Source organism: Streptomyces sp. TM32, from assembly GCF_004122755.1.
GTDB classification, from domain to species: Bacteria; Actinomycetota; Actinomycetes; order Streptomycetales; family Streptomycetaceae; genus Streptomyces; species Streptomyces sioyaensis.
Genome location: NZ_SDIG01000046.1, coordinates 1 through 20,540 on the forward strand (window position 1 = coordinate 1; position 20,540 = coordinate 20,540).

Annotated in this window: 16 protein-coding genes; 11 read left to right on the plus strand and 5 right to left on the minus strand. The window is 71.2% G+C overall.

The genetic code is table 11. From position 1 onward, the window contains the following. Window positions 1-59: 59 nt before the first annotated feature. A complete protein-coding gene (locus tag EST92_RS13525) occupies window positions 60-1,457 on the plus strand; it encodes a gluconate:H+ symporter (RefSeq protein WP_129281182.1) in 1,398 nt (465 codons plus the stop codon). A 104-nt stretch (window positions 1,458-1,561) separates the two neighbouring features. Here EST92_RS13525 and EST92_RS13530 read toward each other — a convergent pair whose 3' ends face one another. Further along, window positions 1,562-3,097: an FAD-dependent monooxygenase gene (locus EST92_RS13530; RefSeq protein WP_129281207.1), complete on the minus strand. Its 1,536-nt coding sequence runs from the start codon at window positions 3,095-3,097 to the stop codon at window positions 1,562-1,564. Window positions 3,098-3,168: 71 nt separating this feature from the next. On the opposite strand from EST92_RS13530, the gene EST92_RS13535 reads away from it, so the two are divergent. Next, window positions 3,169-3,855 (plus strand): TetR/AcrR family transcriptional regulator C-terminal domain-containing protein, encoded by a 687-nt coding sequence (locus EST92_RS13535; protein ID WP_129281183.1) that lies wholly within the window; start codon window positions 3,169-3,171, stop codon window positions 3,853-3,855. Here EST92_RS13535 and lepB read toward each other — a convergent pair. From lepB to EST92_RS13555, 4 genes are all read right to left on the minus strand, one after another. Beyond that, window positions 3,808-4,677, minus strand: a complete 870-nt coding sequence (lepB, locus tag EST92_RS13540; RefSeq protein ID WP_129281208.1) for a signal peptidase I — start codon at window positions 4,675-4,677, stop codon at window positions 3,808-3,810. The genes EST92_RS13535 and lepB overlap by 48 nt on opposite strands. Before the next feature lie 330 nt (window positions 4,678-5,007). After that, window positions 5,008-6,162: an acyltransferase gene (locus EST92_RS13545; RefSeq protein ID WP_129281184.1), complete on the minus strand. Its 1,155-nt coding sequence runs from the start codon at window positions 6,160-6,162 to the stop codon at window positions 5,008-5,010. Then, the gene (locus tag EST92_RS13550; RefSeq protein ID WP_129281185.1) at window positions 6,159-7,514 is read right to left on the minus strand and encodes a polysialyltransferase family glycosyltransferase; all 1,356 of its coding nucleotides are present in this window, start codon (window positions 7,512-7,514) and stop codon (window positions 6,159-6,161) included. The genes EST92_RS13545 and EST92_RS13550 overlap by 4 nt, the downstream gene beginning before the upstream one ends. Next, a complete protein-coding gene (locus EST92_RS13555) occupies window positions 7,514-8,491 on the minus strand; it encodes a glycosyltransferase family 2 protein (RefSeq protein WP_129281186.1) in 978 nt (325 codons plus the stop codon). The genes EST92_RS13550 and EST92_RS13555 overlap by 1 nt, the downstream gene beginning before the upstream one ends. 224 nt (window positions 8,492-8,715) lie before the next feature. On the opposite strand from EST92_RS13555, the gene EST92_RS13560 reads away from it, so the two are divergent. The 9 genes from EST92_RS13560 (at window position 8,716) to EST92_RS13600 (ending at window position 20,478) form a co-directional block, all read left to right on the plus strand. Beyond that, a complete protein-coding gene (locus EST92_RS13560) occupies window positions 8,716-10,020 on the plus strand; it encodes a DUF6716 putative glycosyltransferase (RefSeq protein ID WP_129281209.1) in 1,305 nt (434 codons plus the stop codon). Between the two features lie 56 nt (window positions 10,021-10,076). Further along, window positions 10,077-11,285, plus strand: coding sequence for an acylneuraminate cytidylyltransferase (locus EST92_RS13565; protein WP_129281187.1), 1,209 nt, complete (start codon window positions 10,077-10,079; stop codon window positions 11,283-11,285). 85 nt (window positions 11,286-11,370) lie between these two features. Next, window positions 11,371-12,297, plus strand: coding sequence for an N-acetylneuraminate synthase family protein (locus EST92_RS13570; protein ID WP_129281188.1), 927 nt, complete (start codon window positions 11,371-11,373; stop codon window positions 12,295-12,297). Window positions 12,298-12,354: 57 nt separating this feature from the next. Then, a complete protein-coding gene (locus EST92_RS13575) occupies window positions 12,355-13,533 on the plus strand; it encodes a hypothetical protein (protein ID WP_129281189.1) in 1,179 nt (392 codons plus the stop codon). A gap of 196 nt (window positions 13,534-13,729) precedes the next feature. Then, entirely contained in the window at window positions 13,730-14,989 is a 1,260-nt protein-coding gene (locus EST92_RS13580; protein ID WP_129281210.1) for an amidohydrolase, read from the plus strand. Window positions 14,990-15,233: 244 nt separating this feature from the next. Then, window positions 15,234-16,268: a BMP family ABC transporter substrate-binding protein gene (locus EST92_RS13585; protein ID WP_129281190.1), complete on the plus strand. Its 1,035-nt coding sequence runs from the start codon at window positions 15,234-15,236 to the stop codon at window positions 16,266-16,268. Window positions 16,269-16,457: 189 nt separating this feature from the next. Continuing rightward, on the plus strand, window positions 16,458-18,086 hold the full coding sequence (locus EST92_RS13590) for an ABC transporter ATP-binding protein (protein WP_254068803.1): 1,629 nt from the start codon (window positions 16,458-16,460) through the stop codon (window positions 18,084-18,086). Beyond that, window positions 18,083-19,189 carry an ABC transporter permease gene (locus tag EST92_RS13595; RefSeq protein WP_129281192.1) on the plus strand — a complete coding sequence of 369 codons (1,107 nt, stop codon included), beginning with the start codon at window positions 18,083-18,085 and terminating at the stop codon, window positions 19,187-19,189. The genes EST92_RS13590 and EST92_RS13595 overlap by 4 nt, the downstream gene beginning before the upstream one ends. Continuing rightward, window positions 19,186-20,478 (plus strand): ABC transporter permease, encoded by a 1,293-nt coding sequence (locus tag EST92_RS13600; RefSeq protein ID WP_129281193.1) that lies wholly within the window; start codon window positions 19,186-19,188, stop codon window positions 20,476-20,478. The genes EST92_RS13595 and EST92_RS13600 overlap by 4 nt, the downstream gene beginning before the upstream one ends. The last annotated feature ends 62 nt before the right edge of the window (window positions 20,479-20,540 follow it).

The following is a 20,540-nucleotide window of genomic DNA, read 5'->3' on the forward strand; positions in this document are numbered from 1 at the left end:
CCCCTCAACACCCCCCACCGCAGCACCCCTTCCCCCTCCGTTCGACCAAGGGAATCGCCGTGACTCATCTCAGCGTCGAGATGCTCGCAGCGGATGCGACCGAGCCGATCACCTCGGCCGGTCACGCCCAGCTGGGCATCGCCGTTCTGGCCGGCATAGCCGTCATCGTCCTGCTCATCACCAAGTTCAAGCTGCATGCCTTCCTGTCGTTGATCGTCGGCTCGCTGGTGCTCGGTGCGGTGGCCGGTGCGCCGCTCGACAAGGCCATCACCAGCTTCACGACGGGGCTCGGTACGACGGTCGCAGGCACCGGCGTGCTGATCGCGCTGGGTGCCGTCCTCGGGCGGCTGCTCGCCGATTCCGGCGGCGCGGACCGGATCGTCGACACGATCCTGGCGAAGGCGGGCCGGAGCGCGATGCCCTGGGCGATGGTGCTGATCGCCGGGATCGTCGGGCTGCCGATCTTCTTCGAGGTCGGCATCGTGCTGCTGATACCGGTGGTGCTGCTGGTCGCCCGGCGCGGCAACTGCTCGCTGATGCGGATCGGCATCCCGGCGCTGGCCGGACTGTCCGTCATGCACGGGCTGATCCCGCCGCATCCCGGGCCGCTGGCGGCGATCGACGCGGTCGGCGCGAACCTCGGTGTCACCCTCGCGCTCGGGGTGGTCGTCGCCGTCCCGACCGCGATCATCGCCGGTCCGGTCTTCTCCCGTTACGCGGCCCGCTGGGTGGACGTCCGCCCGCCGGAGCAGCTGGTGCCCGCGCGCGGCTGTGACGACCTGGAGCGGCGGCCCGGCTTCGGGATCACGGTGGCCACCGTGCTGCTGCCGGTCGTGATGATGCTGGCCAAGGCGCTGGTGGACATCGTCGTCGACGATCCCGCGGCCGGCGTGCAGCGGGCTTTCGATGTCATCGGCTCGCCGCTGATCGCGCTGCTGACCGCCGTCGTCGTCGCGATGTTCACGCTGGGGCGGGCGGCCGGGTTCACCCGTGGCCGGATCGCCACGACCGTCGAGAAGTCGCTCGGTCCGATCGCCGGTGTGGTGTTGATCGTGGGTGCCGGCGGCGGCTTCAAGCAGACGCTGGTGGACGCCGGCGTCGGCCAGATGATCCTGGACCTCTCCAAGGGCTGGCACGTCTCCGCGCTGCTGCTGGCCTGGCTGATCGCGGTCGCCATCCGGCTCGCGACCGGCTCCGCGACGGTGGCCACCATCTCCGCCGCCGGGCTCGTCGCCCCGCTCGCCGCGGAGATGAGCACCACCCACGCCGCGCTGCTGGTGCTGGCCATCGGCGCCGGGTCGCTGTTCTTCAGCCATGTCAACGACGCCGGATTCTGGCTGGTCAAGGAGTACTTCGGGCTGAGCGTCGGGCAGACGCTGAAGACCTGGTCGGTGATGGAGACGCTGATCTCGGTGGTCGGGATCGTCTGCGTGCTGCTGCTGTCGCTGATTCTTTAGGGCTCCGGGCGGCCGGACCCGGGCGCCCCGCCCCTCAGGAGCCCGTTCCCCGGCACGGGGCCGCACCGGCGACTGTTCACCGGTGCGGCCCCGTGCGCAGGAGGTCATCCGGCCGGCTGGAGCGCGGCGGTGCCGACGATGTCCGCCAGGGCGGCGGACACCCGGGCCGTGGCGCCCTCCGCCGGTGCGCCGAGGGCGAGATAGCCGTCGGGGCGGACGAGGAGGACGGCCGTGCCGCTGCCGTACGCGTCCTGGACATGGCCGTCGGCATCGAGCAGATCGGGCGCGGGGCCACCGACGCGGACGACCCGCAGCAGGGCGGGATCGGCGGGCAGTTGGGCCTCGTCCAGCTCGACGTCGCCCAGGGCGAGCAGGGTGAAGTGCGGGCCCCGGAAGGCGTCGAAGAGCCGGGTGGGCCGGCCGTCGGCCGTGCGGCACGGGGCGTCGGGGGCCCGGTCGCCGGCGACGGGCGTGCCCTCGGCGAGGGCCGTCCGCAGCTCCCGCGTCAGCGGGCTGTCGGGGTAGCCGAGGTCGAGCTGGTGCAGGTCCCGGCCGCGGCGCAGGCTGCCGGAGCGGTGCAGCCGGGTGCTGGTGTCCAGGATGTGCGCGGCGATCGGGCGGCGCTCGGTGCCGTAGCTGTCGAGCAGGGAGTCGGGGGCGCCGTACCGCAGCACCTGGCCGAGCTTCCAGCCGAGGTTGTAGGCGTCCTGCACGCTGGTGTTGAGGCCCTGGCCGCCCGCCGGGGAGTGGACGTGGGCGGCGTCGCCGGCCAGGAAGACCCGGCCGGTGCGGTAGGAGTCGGCCATGCCCGCGCGGGGGCGGAAGAGGGAGGACCACACCACCTCGCGGATCTGCTCGGGCGCCAGGTGGGTGCGCGTCGAGAGCAGGGTGCGGATGGCCTCCGGCGAGGTGTCCGTCGACCCCTCGGGGGCCGCGATCAGGGTCTGGAAGAGGTCGGTGCCGGCGAGCGGGAGCAGGGAGGTGAAGGCGCCGTTCGGCAGGATCCAGCGGTGCCAGTGGTCCCGGTCGAGGCCGTCGATCCGGACGTCCGCGAGCAGCGCGACGCCCGGCTCCAGCGACGGCCCGCTCATCTGGGTGCCCAGCTCCCGGCGTACGGTGCTGCGCCCGCCGTCGGCGGCGACCAGATAGGCGGCGCGCACCGTGTGCGAGGCCCCGCCGGCGCGTTGCAGACGGACCGTCACCGCGTCCGCGTCCTGGGTGAAAGCGGTGAGTTCGGTGCCGAGGAGCACGCTGCCGCCGAGTTCCGTCAGCCGGGCGTGCAGCACCTCCAGAGCGCGGAACTGCGGCACCATCACCGTGGTCGAGTGGGGCACGGCGGGCGTCGGCTCGACCTGCTCGATCATCTCGCTGACCTCGGTGATCCGGCCGTCCTCCCAGAGGCCGAGCGGCGGGTAGAGCCCGCCGACCGCACGCATCGCGTCCAGCACCCCGAGGTCCTCGTAGACCTCCTGGGTGCGCGGCTGCACACCGGTGCCGCGGGCGCCGGGGGAGAGGCGGTCCTGCCGCTCGACGACCAGGGCGCGCACCCCGCGGCGGGCCAGGTCGATGCCGAGCGCGAGGCCGGTCGGGCCCGCGCCGGCGATCAGTACGTCGACGGTCGTGGGGAGGTCGTCCGCCATGCCGGCGCTGTCCTTAACGTTGTTAAGTTCCATGCTTCCGAGGATGCCCTTAACGGTGTTAAGTTGTCAACATGGTTTCTCGCATCGAAAACCGGAATCAGGTGGTGGACACCGCGCTGCGGCTGCTGAACGAGGTGGGCCTCGACGGCCTCACCCTGCGCCGCATCGCCAAGGAGCTGAACGTCCAGGCTCCCGCGCTGTACTGGCACTTCAAGAACAAACAGGAGCTGCTGGACGAGATGGCCACCGAGATGTTCCGGCGGATGATCGCGCCGATGCTGGGGGAGGGGCGCGAGGGGGCCGCTCCCGGCCCCGGGTGGCAGGACACCCTCCGCGGCGCCTGCCGGGGCATGCGCCGCCAACTCCTCGGCTACCGCGACGGCGGCAAGGTCTTCAGCGGCACCCGGATGACCGACGAGAGCTACGCCCGGCCGCTCGACAACCTCCTCACCCGGCTCACCGCGGCGGGCTTCTCGCCGAGTCTGGCGGCGCGGGCGTGGTGGACCGCGTACAGCTACACCATCGGCGTGGTGATCGAGGAGCAGTCCGTCTATCCCGAGCCGGGCGAGCCGGAGGCCCGCCGCCCGGAGGACCGCGATCCGGCCTACGACCTGGAGAGCCGCGCGCGGAAGATCGGCGAGCGCTATCCCCTCGCGGCGGGGGCGGGGGTGGAGATGTTCGGCGACATGGAGCGGAACTTCGAGGCCGGGCTACAGCTCATCATCGCGGGCGTCGAGGCCACCGCCGCGGGCGGGTGACGCCGGCGACGCGGTGTCCTCGGTGGTCTGCCGGGGGCCACGCCGGCGGCGCCGGACGGCGATCGGCACCGCGCCCGCGAGGCCCAGCGCCGCCGGAGTCGCCGCCACGGCCGCGTTGAGCGCGGGCTGGTCGAAGGTGTCCGGCACCGGCAGCCACGACCAGCGGTTGATCGGCCAGGCGATCGTGAAGGCACGTCCCACGACCTGCTTGGTCGCGACGGTGCCGTTGCCCTGGAGGTTCATGTGGTAGCGGGAGTCCTGGGAGTTCTGACGGTGGTCACCCATGACCCAGATGCGTCCCTCGGGAACCTTGACCGGCCCGAACGGCTTGTCACCGCAGGGGGTGTTGCCGGGGAAGAGGTACGAATCCTCCTTCAGCGCCTTGCCGTTGACCTTGACCGGGCCGGTGCCGTGGCACTCGACGGTGTCGCCGCCGACCGCGATGACCCTCTTGATCAGGTCCTTCTCCTCCGCTGACGGCATCAGGCCGATGGCGCTGAGGACCTTCTGGACGGCGTTGGGCTCGGGGGTCGGCGTCTCGTTCAGCCAGCCGCCCGGGTCATGGAAGACGACGACCTCGCCGCGCTGGGGCTCGGAGCCGAACCACGGCGTCAGCTTGTCCACCAGGACCCGGTCCCCGCGCTGCAGGGTGTCCTGCATCGAGTCGGACGGGATCGAGAACGCCTGCACCAGGAAGGTCTTGATCAGCAGGGCGAGGAGAAGGGCGATACCGATGAGAATCGGCACCTCTTGCCAGAAGCCACGCTGCTTTTTGGCCTTCTTCACGCTGCCGCTCGCTTCCTCGTCCCATGGTCGTCCCAGGGTGGTTCCCGGTCCGTCGACACCCCCGGTCCGCCGACACGCCCGGACCGGTCGGCCGCCCCGGGGCCCCGACTGTCCCGCGTCCCCGCCGTGCCGACCGACCCGAGCGGTTTCCGGTGCCGAAGCCGGAGCCGTCCGGTGCCGAGGACAGCACGCATTCCGCACGTTAAGCGGCACCTGTTGCGATCGTCCCGAGGTCATGTATCAGGCACATCTCGGTCCTTTCCCGGGACCGTGACAGTCACCGGCAACGGCGTCCGGCCTTATGCGATGCCTACGCGGTACACGGTTCTTGGACGTCGATTCCCGCGGAGCGGCACCTCCCGGCCGTCAGCGGCGCGGGTCGATCGCCTGCTTCAGTACGGGTGTGAGCGGGCGCTCCAGGAAGCGGTGCAGCAGCCACGCCAGCAGCAGCATCAGCCCTACGGTCAGGAGCAGTGTGGCGTACGAGGACAGTTGGAGGGTGTGGTGCAGGGCGCGGACGACCACCCACCCCAGGTGTTCATGGACGAGGTAGAACGGGTACGTCAGCGCGCCCGCCACCGTCAGCCAGCGCCAGTTCGCCCAGCGCAGCAGCCCCAGGGCGACCGCCGCGACGAGGGCGAAGCCGAGGGTGACGACGAAGATGATGCCGACTGTCGAACGGTAGGAGAACGCGGTGGCCGACGGCGCGTGCCAGAGCCCGGCCACCGCGTAATGCTGCCCGACCAGCCAGCTGACCAGCACTATCGCCCAGGCGATCGGATCGCGGGCGCCGTAGCGGTGCAGCAGGTACAGGCCGATGCCGCCGATGAAGAACGGGGCGTACTCGGGCATCAGGACGGTGTCGAGGAAGGGCTCGTGCGCGGCCTGGGCGAGCGCGGCGGCCAGGGTCCAGCCGGCGCAGAAGAGCACCACCCGGCTGCGGGTGGCGCCCGGCAGGACGACGCAGAGCGCGAAGAGGGCGTAGAACCGCATCTCCGCCCAGAGGGTCCAGCACACGCCCAGCACCCGGTCCACGCCCAACGGCTGCTGCAGCATGGTCAGGTTGGTGAGCACCTCACTGGGCGGCAGCGCCTTGTAGGCGACCCAGGGGAGCGCGAAGACCGCGGTGATCAGGAGGATCGCGGCCCAGTACGCCGGATAGAGGCGGGAGACGCGGGAGGCGATGAAGGCGCGCAGCGTCCGGCCCCAGCCGCTGAGGCAGATGACGAAGCCGCTGATCACGAAGAAGATCTGTACGCCCAGACAGCCGTAGGCGAACAGCGGTGCCAGGGTGGGGAATTGGTGGGCGGGTGAGCCGCCCCAGGCCTGGGATATCTCGCCGCTGCGCCCGCCGTAGTGGTACGCGGCGACCATCAGCGCGGCGAGCAGCCGCAGCCCGTCCAGGGCGCGCAGCCGCGACGAACTGCCACGGCTGCGCCCCCGTATCGCCGCCGGCCCCGGGGCGGTGACGGCAACCGGCGTGACGGGTGGCGCGCCGGTTGTCAGCTCGGTGGCGGTCATCCGAACGCGGCCCGCTTCTTCAGCCGCCGCTGCACCGCACGCGCCTGGCGGGCGACCCGGCGGACGGCGGCGTTGCGCGGGATGAACGCCAGCTGGGACGGGATCGCGCCGGGCAGCGCCAGCGCGGTCAGCCGGCGGCGCTTGAAGTAGCGCCAGGTGAACTGGTCGAGATGGGCCGCGAGATAGCGCTCGGCGTGCGGCCGCAGCTGCGGGTACATCTGGTGCTGCATCGCATAGCCGACCGCCGCCACCAGGCCCTCGACGCCCTCCGCGGTGGCGGCGGCGCGCGGCTGCTCGCTGCGGTCGCCCAGGTCGGGCACCAGCGCGTCCACGAGCGTGACCGGGATCCGGTTGCTGTTCTGGTACGGAGTGAGCCGCTCCAGCAGCAGACCGGTGCCGGTGCGCGCCGTCGGCAGGCCGTAGAAGGTGGCCGCCGTCAGCAGCGCCGTGGAGAAGCAGCCGACGACCAGCGCGGGCCGCATCCGCTGGTAGAGCACCTCGGCCAGCACCGGGCGCTCCAGCACGGTCAGTGCCAGGTCCAGCTTCTCGGCCTCCCGCTCCAGCAGCCGCGACCAGCGGGCCGGCGCGGACGGGTGCGGCTTGAAGACGATCTCGCGGTGGCCGCGCTCGGCCGCGCCGCGCAGCATCCGCACATGCAGCTCCTCTTCCTCCACGGGGGTGAGGATGCCCAGCGCGGAGAGGTACTGGCCGAGCAGCAGCGCGGCACCCTCCGGCAGGTCCAACTCGCCGCTGGCGTCGGAGAGTTCGGAGAGCACCTTGAGGAAGGTGTCGGTCGGCACGATCCGCGGCTCGACCTCGAACTCGGTCAGCAGGAGCGGCGTCAGGCCCGGTACGAGGTCCAGGTGCAGCAGCCGGTTGATCCGGGTGCCGATCAGCGGGTCGAGCTTGTTGCGGGTCGGGCCGTAGCTCATCAGGCCGTCGGCGTAGACGTCGATCGGCGCGTCGGGGAACAGCTGGGCGACCGCCAACGCCGGGTTGACCTGGATGGACTCCACGACCAGCTCGACGCGGTCGTCGCCCAGGCCCCACAGCAGCCGCAGATGCCGCTCCCACAGCGGGGCGTCGTCCGCGCGCGGGGACCAGCCGCCGGGGTGGAACGGGCTGATCGTCTCGTTCCAGGACAGCACCCGGTCGAAGCGGCCGCGCAGCCGCTCGAAGCCGGGCATGGTGTCCAGCGAGGCGCTGGTCTCCGGGGTCGCCGCGTTGTTGCTGAGCAGCAGCAGCCGCCGGTCGGCCGGGGCGAAGCAGTCGGCGTCCAGCGCGGCGGCGAGCGTCGCTGCGCCGTAGAGCGTGGACGCCATGAAGATCTGGGTACGCGGTCGGGTGGACATCAGGCGGCGACCTCCGCCGGGACAGGGCGACGGCGCAGTCGCCGCAGCCGGGACGCGCGCTGCACATCCATCGAATCCAGGGCTTCCTTCAGTACGTCCTGCGGCATGCGTTTCATGGCCGCCGCGCTCATCGCGCGCAATTTACGGGCGACCTGCGGTTCGAAGCGTTCGATCGAACCGAGGTGGTGGGAAATGATCGCGCAATAGGTGCGCACCGCCTTGGGCAGCAGGAATTCCGCATCGCGATCTTGTGCGGTCTCCTCGACCACCTGATCGAAGGCGCGAATGAAGTCCAATTGCCGCACATCCCCGATCTGGGTCAGTGAGGACGCCACTCCGCGCCGGTAGAAAACGCCGAGCTGTCCGACCACCGCCATGGACTGCGCCTCGCGGTGCAGCCGCCAGATCCAGGGGCGGTCCTCCGCGGTGCGCAGCCCGTCCCGGAAGTGCAGCACCCCGTCGTCCAGCAGCCGGCGGTGGTACATCCCGGCCCAGGCGAAGGCGTAGTCGACGGAGGTGGAGCGGTCGGCGGGCAGGATCACCGTGCGCGGGTCCAGCACCACCCCGCGGCGGCCGTGCGGGACCCGGTGGACGCTGCGCGCCCGGGCGGTGCACTGGACATGGTCGGTGCGGACGAAGTCGCACCCCAACTCTTCGATGGTCGAAAGGAGCTGGGGGTAGTAGCCGGGTGCGAGCCAGTCGTCGCCGTCCAGGAAGGTGACGTACTCGCCGCGGGCCTCGTCCAAGCCGGTGTTCCGGGCGGTGGCCAGCCCGCCGTTCTGCTCGTGCCGCAGGACTCTGGCGCCCGGCAGCTCGCGCTCGGCGCGCGCGAGGATCTGAGGGGTCTCGTCGCGCGAGCAGTCGTCGACGAGCAGGAATTCAAAATCCTCGCGGGCATTGGCCGCCAGGCTTTTCAGGGTGTCGGGCGCGTATGTCTGCACGTTGTAGAACGGCACGATGACGGAGAGCTTAACCACCCGGGTGACGTTAGGCGCGGCGTCCGGCTTTCGTCTTTACGGGGTGCGGACCCCAGGGTGAACGAAGAATGGCGGGATGGTTAACCAGGCCGACAATCGGGCCGGTTCGTCATTCGTCGACCCGCTGTTAACCCTTTGTTGCGGCCCAGTTGGCCCGCCAAACGGAATGCCTTCCTAGCGTCTTCGACGTGCCATCACGTACCGCTTCCACGCCGCGAGTCGCCGTGCTCGCCGACTCGGATACCCGGTGGAAATGGGGCGCTTTGACAGCGTACCGGATCCAATCGGACATCCGACTCGACGGATACCTCCTCCGCGGCCGCGCAACCCCCACGGTCCGCCAGCTCGACGAAGTCGGCGCCCGTGCGGACTCGCTGCGCGAAATCAGGGGCGTCGACTTCGTGCGTTCCGTCGACCGTACGCGCTATGACGTCATCGTGCTGGCCTGTGTAGGCGGAGCGGTGCAAGCCATGCTGCACGGCCTGGCCCGCGCCTGGCAGTCGGGGACGCCGGACGCCGCCACCGGGCAGCACCGCCCGGTCGTCGTCACCGGCTACGTCGGAGTGGTCTACGAGAAGCTCGCCGACGGGCTGCTGCTGCGGCACGGCGCCGATGTCGTGCTCGCCAACTCCCGGCACGACGCGGACCGGTTCCGCGAGGTCTACCGCGGCGTCGGCGCCGACGACCACAGCGTCGTCGAATGCGCCCTGCCCTTCCTCGGCGGCGCCCGCTACACCGGCGAACACGCCCCCTACACCGTGGTGTTCGCCGCCCAGCCCTCCGTCCCGGAGAGCCGCGCGGACCGTACCTACCTGCTGCGCCGGGCGGTGGAGCACGCCCGTACGCACCCCGACCGCGAGGTGCTGATCAAGCTCCGCAGCAAGCCGGGCGAGCACACCACCCACATCGAGGAACTGCCCTACCAGAAGCTCGCCGCCAAGGCGCCCGGCGGACTGCCGGCCAACTGCCGCCTGGTGTACGGCAACATGGGCGAGGTTCTGGACCGCACCGACCTGATGGTCACGGTCAGCTCCACCGCCGCCCTGGAATCCCTGCACCGCGGCATCCCCACCGCCGTCCTCACCGACCTCGGCGTCCGCGAGGCCCTCGGCAACCACCACTTCCTGGGCTCCGGCTGCCTGGCCTCCTGGGACGAGCTGGACGCCGGCCACCGCCCGGAGCCCGACCGGGAGTGGCTGGCCCGGCAGGGGGTCGCCGCCGAGGGGGAGTACGAGCGGGCCTTCGACGCCGCCCGCGCCCGGGTCACCGTGCTGCGCGAGGCCGGCCTGCTGCCGCCGCTCGCTCCCTACTACACGCCCCGCACCGCCCCCGGCTACCTCCCCGGCATCCTCGCCCGGCACGGCCTGGACCCGCACGGCGAGCCGCTCGCCGGCTACGACGCGGCCCCCGAGGAGACCGGCGGACTGCGCCGGGTCGCCCGCGAGACGGTCCGCGAGGCCGCCCGCGGCGCCTACCGCCACGGCGTCCAGCGCGTCGCCCCCGCCATCCGCCGCTGGGGGCAGCTGTGACCGCCTGCCCGTCGCCCGCCACCTCCGATGGCCCGAGCCCTACCGAGGAGCCCGCAATGTCACCCACTGTTGTGGCCGTCATCCCCGCCCGCGGCGGATCCAAGGGCGTGCCCGCCAAGAACCTCGCCGCCGTCGGGGGCGTGCCCCTGGTGGCCCGTGCGGTCCGTGAGTGCCGCGCCGCCCGCCTGGTCACCGATGTCGTGGTCTCCACCGACGACGCCGGGATCGCGGCCGCCGCCCGCGGCGCCGGAGCCGTCGTCGTCCGCCGCCCCGGCGACATCGCGGGCGACACCGCCACCAGCGAGGCCGCCGTCCTGCACGCCATGGACGCCTACGAGGCCGAGCAGGGCACCACGGTCGACGCGGTGCTGCTGGTCCAGTGCACCAGCCCGTTCATAGTCCGCGAGGACATCGACGGGGTGGCGGCCGCGGTCGTCGAGGACGGCGCGGACAGCGCGCTGACCGTCGCCCCCTTCCACGGCTTCGTCTGGCGCGACGCCGAGGCGCAGGTCGCCGGGGAGGGCGACGCCCCCGCCGACGGCGGCCACGGCGTCAACCACGACAAGTCCTTCCGGCCGCGCCGCCAGGACCGCCCCCAGGACCTGCTGGAGACCGGCGCCGCCTACGCCATGGACGCGGCCGGCTTCCGCACCAGCGGCCACCGCTTCTTCGGCCGCACCGAGCTCGTCCGCACCGACCCCGCCCGGGTGCTGGAGATCGACGACCCGCACGATCTCGCCCGCGCCCGCGCGCTGGCCCCGCTGCTGGACGCCCCGCGCCCCGGCGCGCTCCCCACCCGTGACGACATCGACGCCGTCGTCCTCGACTTCGACGGCACCCAGACCGACGACCGGGTGCTGATCGACTCCGACGGACGGGAGATCGTCGCGGTCCACCGCGGCGACGGCCTCGGCGTCGCCGCGCTGCGCAAGGCGGAGCTGAAGCTGCTGATCCTCTCCACCGAGACCAACCCGGTCGTCGCCGCACGGGCCCGCAAGCTCCAGGTGCCCGTCCTGCACGGCATCGACCGCAAGGACCTCGCCCTCAAGCAGTGGTGCGAGGAGGCCGGCATCGCGCCCGAGCGCGTGCTCTACGTCGGCAACGACGTCAACGACCTCCCGTGCTTCGACCTCGTCGGCTGGCCCGTTGCGGTCGCCGGCGCGCACGACGTGGTGCGCGGCGCGGCCCGCGCCGTCACCGCGACGCCCGGTGGCAGCGGCGCCATCCGCGAGATCGCCGCCTGGCTGCTGGGCCCGTCCCTGTAACCGCCCTCCTCACCGCCCCATCCGCCCCCGGCCATCACCCCAGACCCCACCCCGCACACCCTGATCAACACGAAGGAATCTCCCCATGAGCAGCAACTCCCGCATCCGCACCCTCGGCAACCGCGAGGCCGGCCCCGGCCGCCCCGTCTACGTCACCGGTGAGATCGGCATCAACCACAACGGCGACCTGGAGAACGCCTTCGCGCTGATCGACGCCGCCGCCGACGCCGGCTGCGACGCGGTGAAGTTCCAGAAGCGCACCCCGGAGATCTGCACCCCCCGCGACCAGTGGGACATCGAGCGCGACACCCCCTGGGGCCGGATGACCTACATCGACTACCGCCACCGCGTGGAGTTCGACGAGGACGGCTACCGCGCCATCGACGAGTACTGCAAGAAGCGCGGCATCGCCTGGTTCGCCTCCCCGTGGGACGTCGAGTCCGTCGCCTTCCTGGAGAAGTTCGACGTGCCCTGCTACAAGGTCGCCTCCGCCTCGCTCACGGACGACGAGCTGCTGCGCGCCATGCGCGCCACCGGCCGCACCGTCATCCTCTCGACGGGCATGTCCACCCCCAAGCAGATCCGGCACGCCGTCGAGGTCCTGGGCAGCGACAACATCCTGCTCTGCCACGCCACCAGCACCTACCCGGCCAAGGCCGAGGAGCTCAACCTGCGCATGATCAACACGCTGCAGGACGAGTACCCCAACGTCCCGATCGGCTACAGCGGCCACGAGACCGGTCTGCAGACCACCCTCGCCGCGGTCGCCCTCGGCGCCACCTTCATCGAGCGCCACATCACCCTCGACCGCGCCATGTGGGGCTCCGACCAGGCCGCCTCCGTCGAGCCCGGCGGCCTGTCCCGCCTGGTCCGCGACATCCGCACCATCGAGGAGTCCCTCGGTGACGGCGTCAAGAAGGTCTACGAGTCCGAGCTCGGCCCGATGAAGAAGCTGCGCCGCGTCACCGGTGTGGTCGCCGAGGCCGAGGCCGCCGAGCCGGCCACCGTCTGAGCACCACCCGACGAACCGACGGGAGCCAAGGTGAGCTCACCTGAAGGGGCCCGCGCCGTGCCCGTCACGCCCGGTGCCGAGGCCCCGCCCCCGGAGACGGCGGATACTCCCGCCCGCCGTCTCCGGGGGGTCCCGCGCCAGCGCCACCGGACCGCCGGCGACGGCAAGGACCCGGCCGCCCGGGGCAGGGGCACCCTCGCCTTCGTCGAGAGCCCGGTGCAGCTGCTGAACGTCCTGGAATGGGCGCACACGGCACAGGCCACCGCACTCACCGTCGTCGTGCTCTCCCCGCACGACCCGATGACCCGCGGCCAGCTGCGCCGGATGGCCGAACTCGCCCGCGACGAAGGCCATGCGGTGCGCTGGGAGGAGGCCCGCGGCGGCCCCACCGCCCCGGTGCGCACCATCGGCGGGCTCACCCCGCTGCTGCGCCGCGCCCGGCGCGTCGTCATCGGCGACCCGTTCTCCCGCTACGTGCAGCTGCTGCTCACCCTCACCAAGGCGCGCGATCTGGTCGTCGTCGACGACGGCACCGCCACCATGGAGTTCATCTCCCAACTCGCCCGCGGCGAACGGCTGGTGCGCTGGCACCGCAACGGCAGCGGGCGCGGCGCCCGGGACCTGGCCTTCGCGCCGTTCTCGGCCACCGCCCGGCGCCGGCTCACCCCCGCGCCCGAGGGCGGCCGGCGCACCGTCGGCCTGTTCAGCTCCATGCCCGTCGAGGTGCCGCCCGGCGTCGAGGTCACCGCCAACGACTTCGCCTGGACCCGCGGCCGCTTCGGCCCGCCCCGGCTCACCCGCGCCGCCGACATCGTCGGCACCTCGCTGGTGGAGACCGGCGTCGTGGACGCCGACCGCTATCTGGCCGCGGTCGGCGCCCTGGCCCGTACGCACGACGCCACGCGCTACTTCGCGCACCGCAAGGAGAGCACCGAAAAGCTGAGACGGCTGTCCGACGAAACCGGCCTGGAGGTCGTCCGCCCGGACCTGCCGCTGGAGCTGATCGCCCGGCGCGGCCCGATCGGACGGCTGATCGTCAGCTTCCCCTCCACCGTGGTGCACACCCTGCCGCTCGCCCTGCTGGGCACCGAGGTCAAGGTCGCGGTCTGCGACATCGATCCGCAGTGGCTGACCGCCCACGCCTCACCGCGCGCCCAGGGTTTCCTCGACGGGGTCACCGGCACCGCCCGCGACGTCCAGCGGCTGCCGTTCACCCAGCAGATGGCGGCCGGCTGAGGACGGCGGCCGAGACAGCGGCCGGCGACCGGCCGAGGACGGCGGCACCGCGCACGAAGCCTTACTGCATACCCTTCGCATAAACCGTCCATGCGCCGAGCGGCCTAGATTTTCTTCCCCTAACGGGCTGAACTTTTGTTGATCGAGGGACAGTTGCCCCACCCGGGCCCGTAACCTTCCCCAGGTGAACCATGTGATGTCCCGCGATACCGGTCCCGCCCGCACCCCCGCCGGGGACCAGCTCCCCGGCGCGCTCCCCGACGCGCTGCGCGCCGAACTCAGCCTGTTCCGGCGTGACTTGCACATGCATCCCGAGCTCGGCAACCAGGAGCTCCGGACCACCGCGGCGATCAAGGACCGGTTGGAACGGGCCGGGCTGCGCCCCCGGGTACTGGCCACCGGAACGGGCCTGATGTGTGACATCGGCACCCCGGACGCCACGGCCGGCGGGCAGGCCGTCGCCGCCGACCCCACCCGCCCCCTGCTGGCCCTGCGCGCGGACATCGACGCCCTGCCCATCCCCGACACCAAGAACGTCGACTACGCCTCGACGATCTCCGGCCGGGCGCACGCCTGCGGCCACGACGTCCACACCACCGTCGTCCTCGGCGCCGGCCTGGTCCTCGCCGAGCTCGCCCGCACCGGCGCCCTGCCGCGCCCGGTCCGGCTGATCTTCCAGCCTGCCGAGGAGGTGCTGCCCGGCGGTGCCTCCGACGCGATCGAGTCCGGCGTCCTGGACGGCGTCGGCCGGATCCTCGCCGTTCACTGCGATCCGCGCGTCGACGCCGGCCGGATCGGGCTGCGGGTGGGAGCGATCACCTCCGCCTGTGACCGTCTGGAGGTCGGACTCGACGGCCCCGGCGGCCACACCGCCCGCCCGCACCTGACCACCGACATGGTCACCGCCGCGTCCCGGGTCGCCCTCGACGTCCCGGCGCTGCTCTCCCGCCGGGTCGACGCCCGCGCCGGGCTCGCGGTCACCTGGGGCCGCCTGGCCTCCGGCCACGCCTGCAACGTGATCCCGCAGCACGCCGAACTCTCCGGCACCGTCCGCTGCCTCGACCTCGACGCCTGGCGGCAGGCCCCGGACTTGGTCCATGCGGCGATCGACGAGGTCGCCACGCTGCACGGCGCCAAGTCGCAGATCACCTACGTCCGCGGGGTGCCGCCGGTGGTCAACGAGCCGGTCACCGTCCAGCTGCTGCACTCCGCGATGGCCGCCCGCCGCGGCGAGGGCGCCGTGGAGGACACCGAGCAGTCCCTCGGCGGCGAGGACTTCTCCTGGTACCTCGAACACGTCCCCGGCGCCATGGCCCGTCTCGGCGTCCACCCACCCGCCGAGACGACCCGCCGCGACCTGCACCGCGGCGACTTCGACGTCGACGAGCACGCGATCAAGGTGGGCGTCGAACTCTTCACGGCCGCGGCTCTTCTCGACGGGGACCTCGCGGACTGAGCGTGCCGTCCCGGCACTCAAGATCGACTACGGATAACACGCCTCCGATCGCAAAGTTCCCATATCGTCCCGTTCCTACGAGGATCGGGACGGGCTGCCCCAATCGCCCGGCCGTGTTACGCGAAGGGGTCCTACGCCTCGAATCGATAACGTCCACGCAGTGGAGGGTTTTGCACCCGGTCTACGCGCGTTAATCTCCCTCAAGCCAGCGCCAAAGGGGGCGCTACGAGTCGAAGGGGCCCTCGTGCACCGGGTAACCAAGATCGCTGCCGCGGGCATAGCCACCGCGGCCCTCACGCTCTCGCTGAGCGCCTGCGGCGCCTCGTCCACCGAGTCCGGTGGCAAGGACAAGGGCCTCGGCCTCGCCTTCGACGTCGGCGGTCGCGACGACCACTCGTTCAACGAGGCGGCGGCCCGTGGCGCGGACAAGGCCGAGAAGGACCTCGGCGTGAAGTCCAAGATGATGACCGCCAAGAACGGCGAGACCGAGGCGGACCGCGAGCAGCGGCTGACCTCGCTGGCCGAGGCGGGCTTCAACCCCGTCGTGGGCGTCGGCTTCAACTACGGCAAGTCCGTCAACAAGGTCGCCAAGCAGTTCCCGAAGACCACCTTCGGCGTCGTCGACTCCCCCTCCCAGGCCAAGAACGTCTACGGCATGGTCTTCGCCGAGAACGAGGCCTCCTACCTCGCCGGTGTCGCCGCCGCGCTGAAGAGCAAGACCCACAAGGTCGGCTTCATCGGCGGTGTGAACAACGCGCTGATCCAGAAGTTCCAGGCCGGCTTCGAGCAGGGCGTCAAGGACACCGACGCCAAGGCGAAGGTCACCTCCGAGTACCTCTACGCCAACGACGACAAGGGCTTCAACGACCCGGCCGCCGCGAAGGGCAAGGCCAAGGGCATGCTCGACGCCGGCATCGACGTCATCTACACCGCGGCGGGCCAGTCCGGCAACGGCTCGATCGAGACGGTCGCCGGCAAGAAGGGCACCTGGGCGATCGGCGTCGACTCCGACCAGTACCTGCAGCCGGGCCTGGCCCAGTACAAGGGCTCGATCCTCACGTCGGTGATGAAGAACGTCGACGTGGCGGTGTACGACCTGGTCAAGAGCGTGCACGACAAGAAGCCGCTGACCGGTACCAAGAGCTACACGCTCAAGGACAACGGCGTGCGGCTGTCCACCTCGGGCGGCTTCATCAAGGACATCCAGGCCAAGATCGACGCGGCGAAGCAGAAGATCGCGTCGGGTCAGGTGAAGGTCAGCGACACCCCCGCCAAGTAGCAGGGCCTCTGCGATCCGGTCCGGCGCGGCGGCCACCACGCCGCCGCGCCGGGCCTGTTCGCCGGAGAAACCCGGCAGGTATTTCGGCTTTTTCCGGCGTCAACACTACGCGCGTAGCGTGGAGTTGGCGCGATATCTTCTCCTCCCCGCTCCTTCGTACCACTCCCTGTCCCCCGAGGAGAGTGCGCCATCAAAGCGTCCAGCAGCCCCCAGGCAGACAGCGCCCCCGCCGCAGCACCGGCGGTGGAACTCCGCGGGATCACCAAGCGGTTCCCGGGAGTCGTCGCCAACCACGACATCGACATCACCATCCACCGCGGCACCGTGCACGCGCTGGTCGGCGAGAACGGCGCGGGCAAGTCCACGCTGATGAAGATCCTCTACGGCATGCAGAAGCCGGACGAGGGCACCATCAGCATCGACGGCGACCAGGTCAGTTTCCACAGCCCGGCCGACGCCATCGCCCGCAACATCGGCATGGTGCACCAGCACTTCATGCTCGCCGACAACCTCACCGTCCTGGAGAACGTCGTTCTCGGCGGCGAGAAGCTGCACGGCATCGGCGGCAAGGCCCGCGCCGAAATCATCAAGATCTCCGACCGCTACGGCCTCGGTGTCCGCCCCGACGTCCTCGTCGAGGACCTCGGCGTCGCCGACCGCCAGCGCGTGGAGATCCTCAAGGTCCTCTACCGCGGTGCCCGCACCCTCATCCTCGACGAGCCGACCGCGGTCCTCGTCCCGCAGGAGGTCGACGCGCTCTTCGACAACCTGCGGGAGCTCAAGGCCGAGGGGCTGACCGTCATCTTCATCTCCCACAAGCTGGGCGAGGTGCTCTCGGTCGCCGACGACATCACCGTCATCCGGCGCGGCACCACCGTCGCCTCCGTCGTCCCCGGCGAGACCACGCCCAAGCAGCTCGCGGAGCTGATGGTCGGCAGCGAACTGCCCTCGCCGCAGACCCGCGAGTCCACCGTCACGGACGTGGAGATGCTGAAGGTCGACGGGCTGCGGCTGAGCACCGCCGACGCCGAGGGGGTGGAGCGCACCGTCCTGGACGAGGTGTCGCTGACCATCCGCAAGGGCGAAGTCCTGGGCATCGCGGGCGTGGAGGGCAACGGCCAGGCCGAACTGGTCGAGGCCATCATGGGCATGCGCGACCCCGACGGCGGGACCATCACGCTGGACGGCGTCGACATCAGCCATCGGCCCACCCGCGCCCGGCGCGAGGACGGCATCGGCTACATCCCCGAGGACCGCCACCGGCACGGCCTGCTGCTGGAGGCCCCGCTGTGGGAGAACCGCATCCTGGGGCACGTGACCGAGAAGCCCAACGCCAAGGGCCGGCTGCTCGACCTGAAGGCCGCCCGTGCCGACACCGCGCGCATCGTCGCCGAGTACGACGTCCGCACCCCCGGCATCGAGGTCACCGCGGCCTCGCTCTCCGGCGGCAACCAGCAGAAGCTGATCGTCGGCCGCGAGATGAGCCACCACCCCAAGCTCTTGATCGCCGCGCACCCCACCCGGGGCGTGGACGTCGGCGCCCAGGCGCAGATCTGGGACCAGATACGCGCCGCCCGCCGCGAAGGTCTCGCCGTCCTGCTGATCTCGGCCGACCTGGACGAGCTGATCGGCCTGTCCGACGGCCTGCGGGTGATGTACCGCGGCCGGCTCGTCGCGGACGCGGACCCCGCCACCATCACCCCGGAGGAGCTGGGCTCGGCCATGACCGGCGCCGCCAGCGGCCACCTCACCCATTCCGGCAGCGACACCGCCGCGGACCCGGAGCCGCGCCCGTCCCAGGAGGGGGAGTCCGAGTGAAAAAGCTCGACAAGAACAAGCTGATCCTGGGCATCGCCGCCCCGGTCCTGGCGATCGTCGCCGCGCTGCTCATCACCTCGGTGATCATCCTGGCCACCGGCAAGGACCCGCTCCACGCCTACGCGGTGATGGCCGACTTCGGCTCCAAGAGCGACAGCCAGGTCTGGATCATCAACAAGGCGGTCCCGTACTACCTGTCCGCGCTGGCCGTCGCCATCGGCTTCCGGATGAACCTCTTCAACATCGGCGTCGACGGCCAGTACCGGATCGCGGCGTTCTTCGCGGCGGTGGTCGGCGGTGCGCTGACGCTCCCCGGCTTCCTCCAGATCCCGCTGATCATCCTCGTCGCGATGCTGGTCGGCTCGGTCTGGGCGGGCATCGCGGGCGTGCTGAAGACCACCCGCGGCGTCAGCGAGGTGATCACCACGATCATGCTGAACGCCATCGCGGCCGCGGTGATCGGCTACTTCCTCCAGGACGGCCGGCTCGCGGTCAAGGACGGCAACCTCTTCCACACGCCGAACCTCCCGGCCTCCAGCCACTTCTTCACCATCCCCACCACGCCCGCTCCCCTCGACGGCTTCCTCGTCATCGCGGTCGTCGTCGGCTTCGCGTACTGGTTCGTGCTCAACCGCACCCGCTTCGGCTTCGACCTGCGTACGGTCGGCCAGTCCGAATCCGCGGCCGAGGCGGGCGGCGTCAGCGTCAAGCGGATGATCGTCACCTCCATGCTGCTCTCCGGCGGCGCCGCGGGCCTGATCGGCATGCCGACGCTGCTCGGGACCTCGTACAACTACGGCACCGACTTCCCCATCGGCATCGGCTTCACCGGCATCGCCATCGCGCTGCTGGGCCGCAACCACCCGGTCGGGATGGCCGTCGCCGCGTTGCTGTGGGGCTTCCTCGAACGCACCGGCACCCAGCTCGAATTCGAGGACTACCAGCAGGAGATCGTCGGCGTGATGCAGGGCGTCATCGTCCTGTGCGTCGTCGTCGCCTACGAACTCGTGCGGCGCTACGGCCTCAGACTCCAGCAGCGGCAGGTCGGCGAGCAGCTCGCCGCGCAGGCCCGTAAGACCGAGAAGGCGGAGGTGTCCGCATGACTACGAACCTCACGGCTCCGGTCGGCCAGAGCACCGGCCGGCCCCAGAAGCCGAAGACCTCCCGGGCCAAGCTCAGCTACCCCAAGGTCCTGCTGATCATCTCCGGCGGCCTCATCCTGCTGTCCCTGCTGCGGATCGTCACCGGCGCCAACAACCTGACCGAATCGGGCCAGTACACCGCCGCGCTCAACGCCGCCGTGCCGATCGGCCTGGCCGGCCTCGGCGGTCTGTGGTCCGAGCGCTCCGGCGTCATCAACATCGGCCTCGAAGGCATGATGATGCTCGGCGCCTTCTCCGCGGGCGCGGTCGGCTGGGAGCACGGCCCCTGGGCCGCGGCGCTGGCCGGCGTCATCGGTGGCGCGCTCGGCGGACTGCTGCACGCCGTCGTCACCGTCACCTTCGGTGTCGACCACATCATCTCCGGCGTCGCCATCAACATCATGGCACTCGGCCTGACCCAGTTCCTCGCCAAGCTGTGGTTCGGCGCGGACGGCAGCGCGGCGGCAGCCGCCGGCGGTAACGACAAACAATCACCGCCGATGCCCGACATGCCGACGTTCACCGTCCACGGCCTGTCCGAATGGCTCTTCTCCGTCGAGCAGCACCACTGGTTCCTGGTCTCCGACGTGGCCGGCATCCTCGGCTCCCTGGTCACCAACGTCTCCTGGCTGACCCTGCTGACCGCCGCGCTGTTCGTACTCACCTTCTTCGTCCTGTGGCGCTCCTCCTTCGGCCTGCGGCTGCGCTCCTGCGGCGAGGGCCCGATCGCGGCCGAATCGCTGGGCGTCAACGTCTACCGCTACAAGTACGCGGCCGTCGCCGTCTCCGGCGCGCTGGCCGGCCTCGGCGGCGCGTTCCTCGCGATCTACGTGCACATCTACCAGGACGGCCAGACCGGTGGCCGCGGCTACATCGGCCTCGCCACCATGATCTTCGGCAACTGGCGGCCGGGCGGCGTCGCCATGGGCGCCGGCCTGTTCGGCTTCATGGACGCGCTCCAGCTGCGCGGCGGCGGCCCCACCGTCCACGCGCTGCTGCTCCTGCTCGCCGTGCTGCTGGTCGGCCTGGCGGTGTGGAAGCTGCGCGGCGGACAGCGCACCCAGGCGGTGATCAGCCTGGCCGCGGCCGCGCTGCTCGCCGTCTGGTACGCCACCACCCGAACGGTTCCGCTGGAGATCGTCGGCGTTGCCCCGTACATCGCCACCCTGTTGGTGCTCTCATTGGCCGCGCAGCGCCTGCGGCCACCGAAGGCCATCGGCAAGATCTACAGAAGAGGCCAAGGTAAGTGAGCGAGCGTAGCGAGGGAACCGTTCAGAAGTGTGCGCCGAGCGAGTGCGAGGCCTCGCGGAGC

Bases quoted from the DNA above. Each gene is read 5' to 3' on its own strand.
- EST92_RS13565 (WP_129281187.1), top strand. From the start codon at position 10,077: ATGTCACCCACTGTTGTGGCCGTCATCCCCGCCCGCGGCGGATCCAAG.
- EST92_RS13545 (WP_129281184.1), bottom strand. From the start codon at position 6,162: ATGACCGCCACCGAGCTGACAACCGGCGCGCCACCCGTCACGCCGGTT.
- EST92_RS13530 (WP_129281207.1), bottom strand. From the start codon at position 3,097: ATGGCGGACGACCTCCCCACGACCGTCGACGTACTGATCGCCGGCGCG.
- EST92_RS13535 (WP_129281183.1), top strand. From the start codon at position 3,169: ATGGTTTCTCGCATCGAAAACCGGAATCAGGTGGTGGACACCGCGCTG.
- EST92_RS13580 (WP_129281210.1), top strand. From the start codon at position 13,730: ATGTCCCGCGATACCGGTCCCGCCCGCACCCCCGCCGGGGACCAGCTC.
- EST92_RS13570 (WP_129281188.1), top strand. From the start codon at position 11,371: ATGAGCAGCAACTCCCGCATCCGCACCCTCGGCAACCGCGAGGCCGGC.
- EST92_RS13550 (WP_129281185.1), bottom strand. From the start codon at position 7,514: ATGTCCACCCGACCGCGTACCCAGATCTTCATGGCGTCCACGCTCTAC.
- EST92_RS13600 (WP_129281193.1), top strand. From the start codon at position 19,186: ATGACTACGAACCTCACGGCTCCGGTCGGCCAGAGCACCGGCCGGCCC.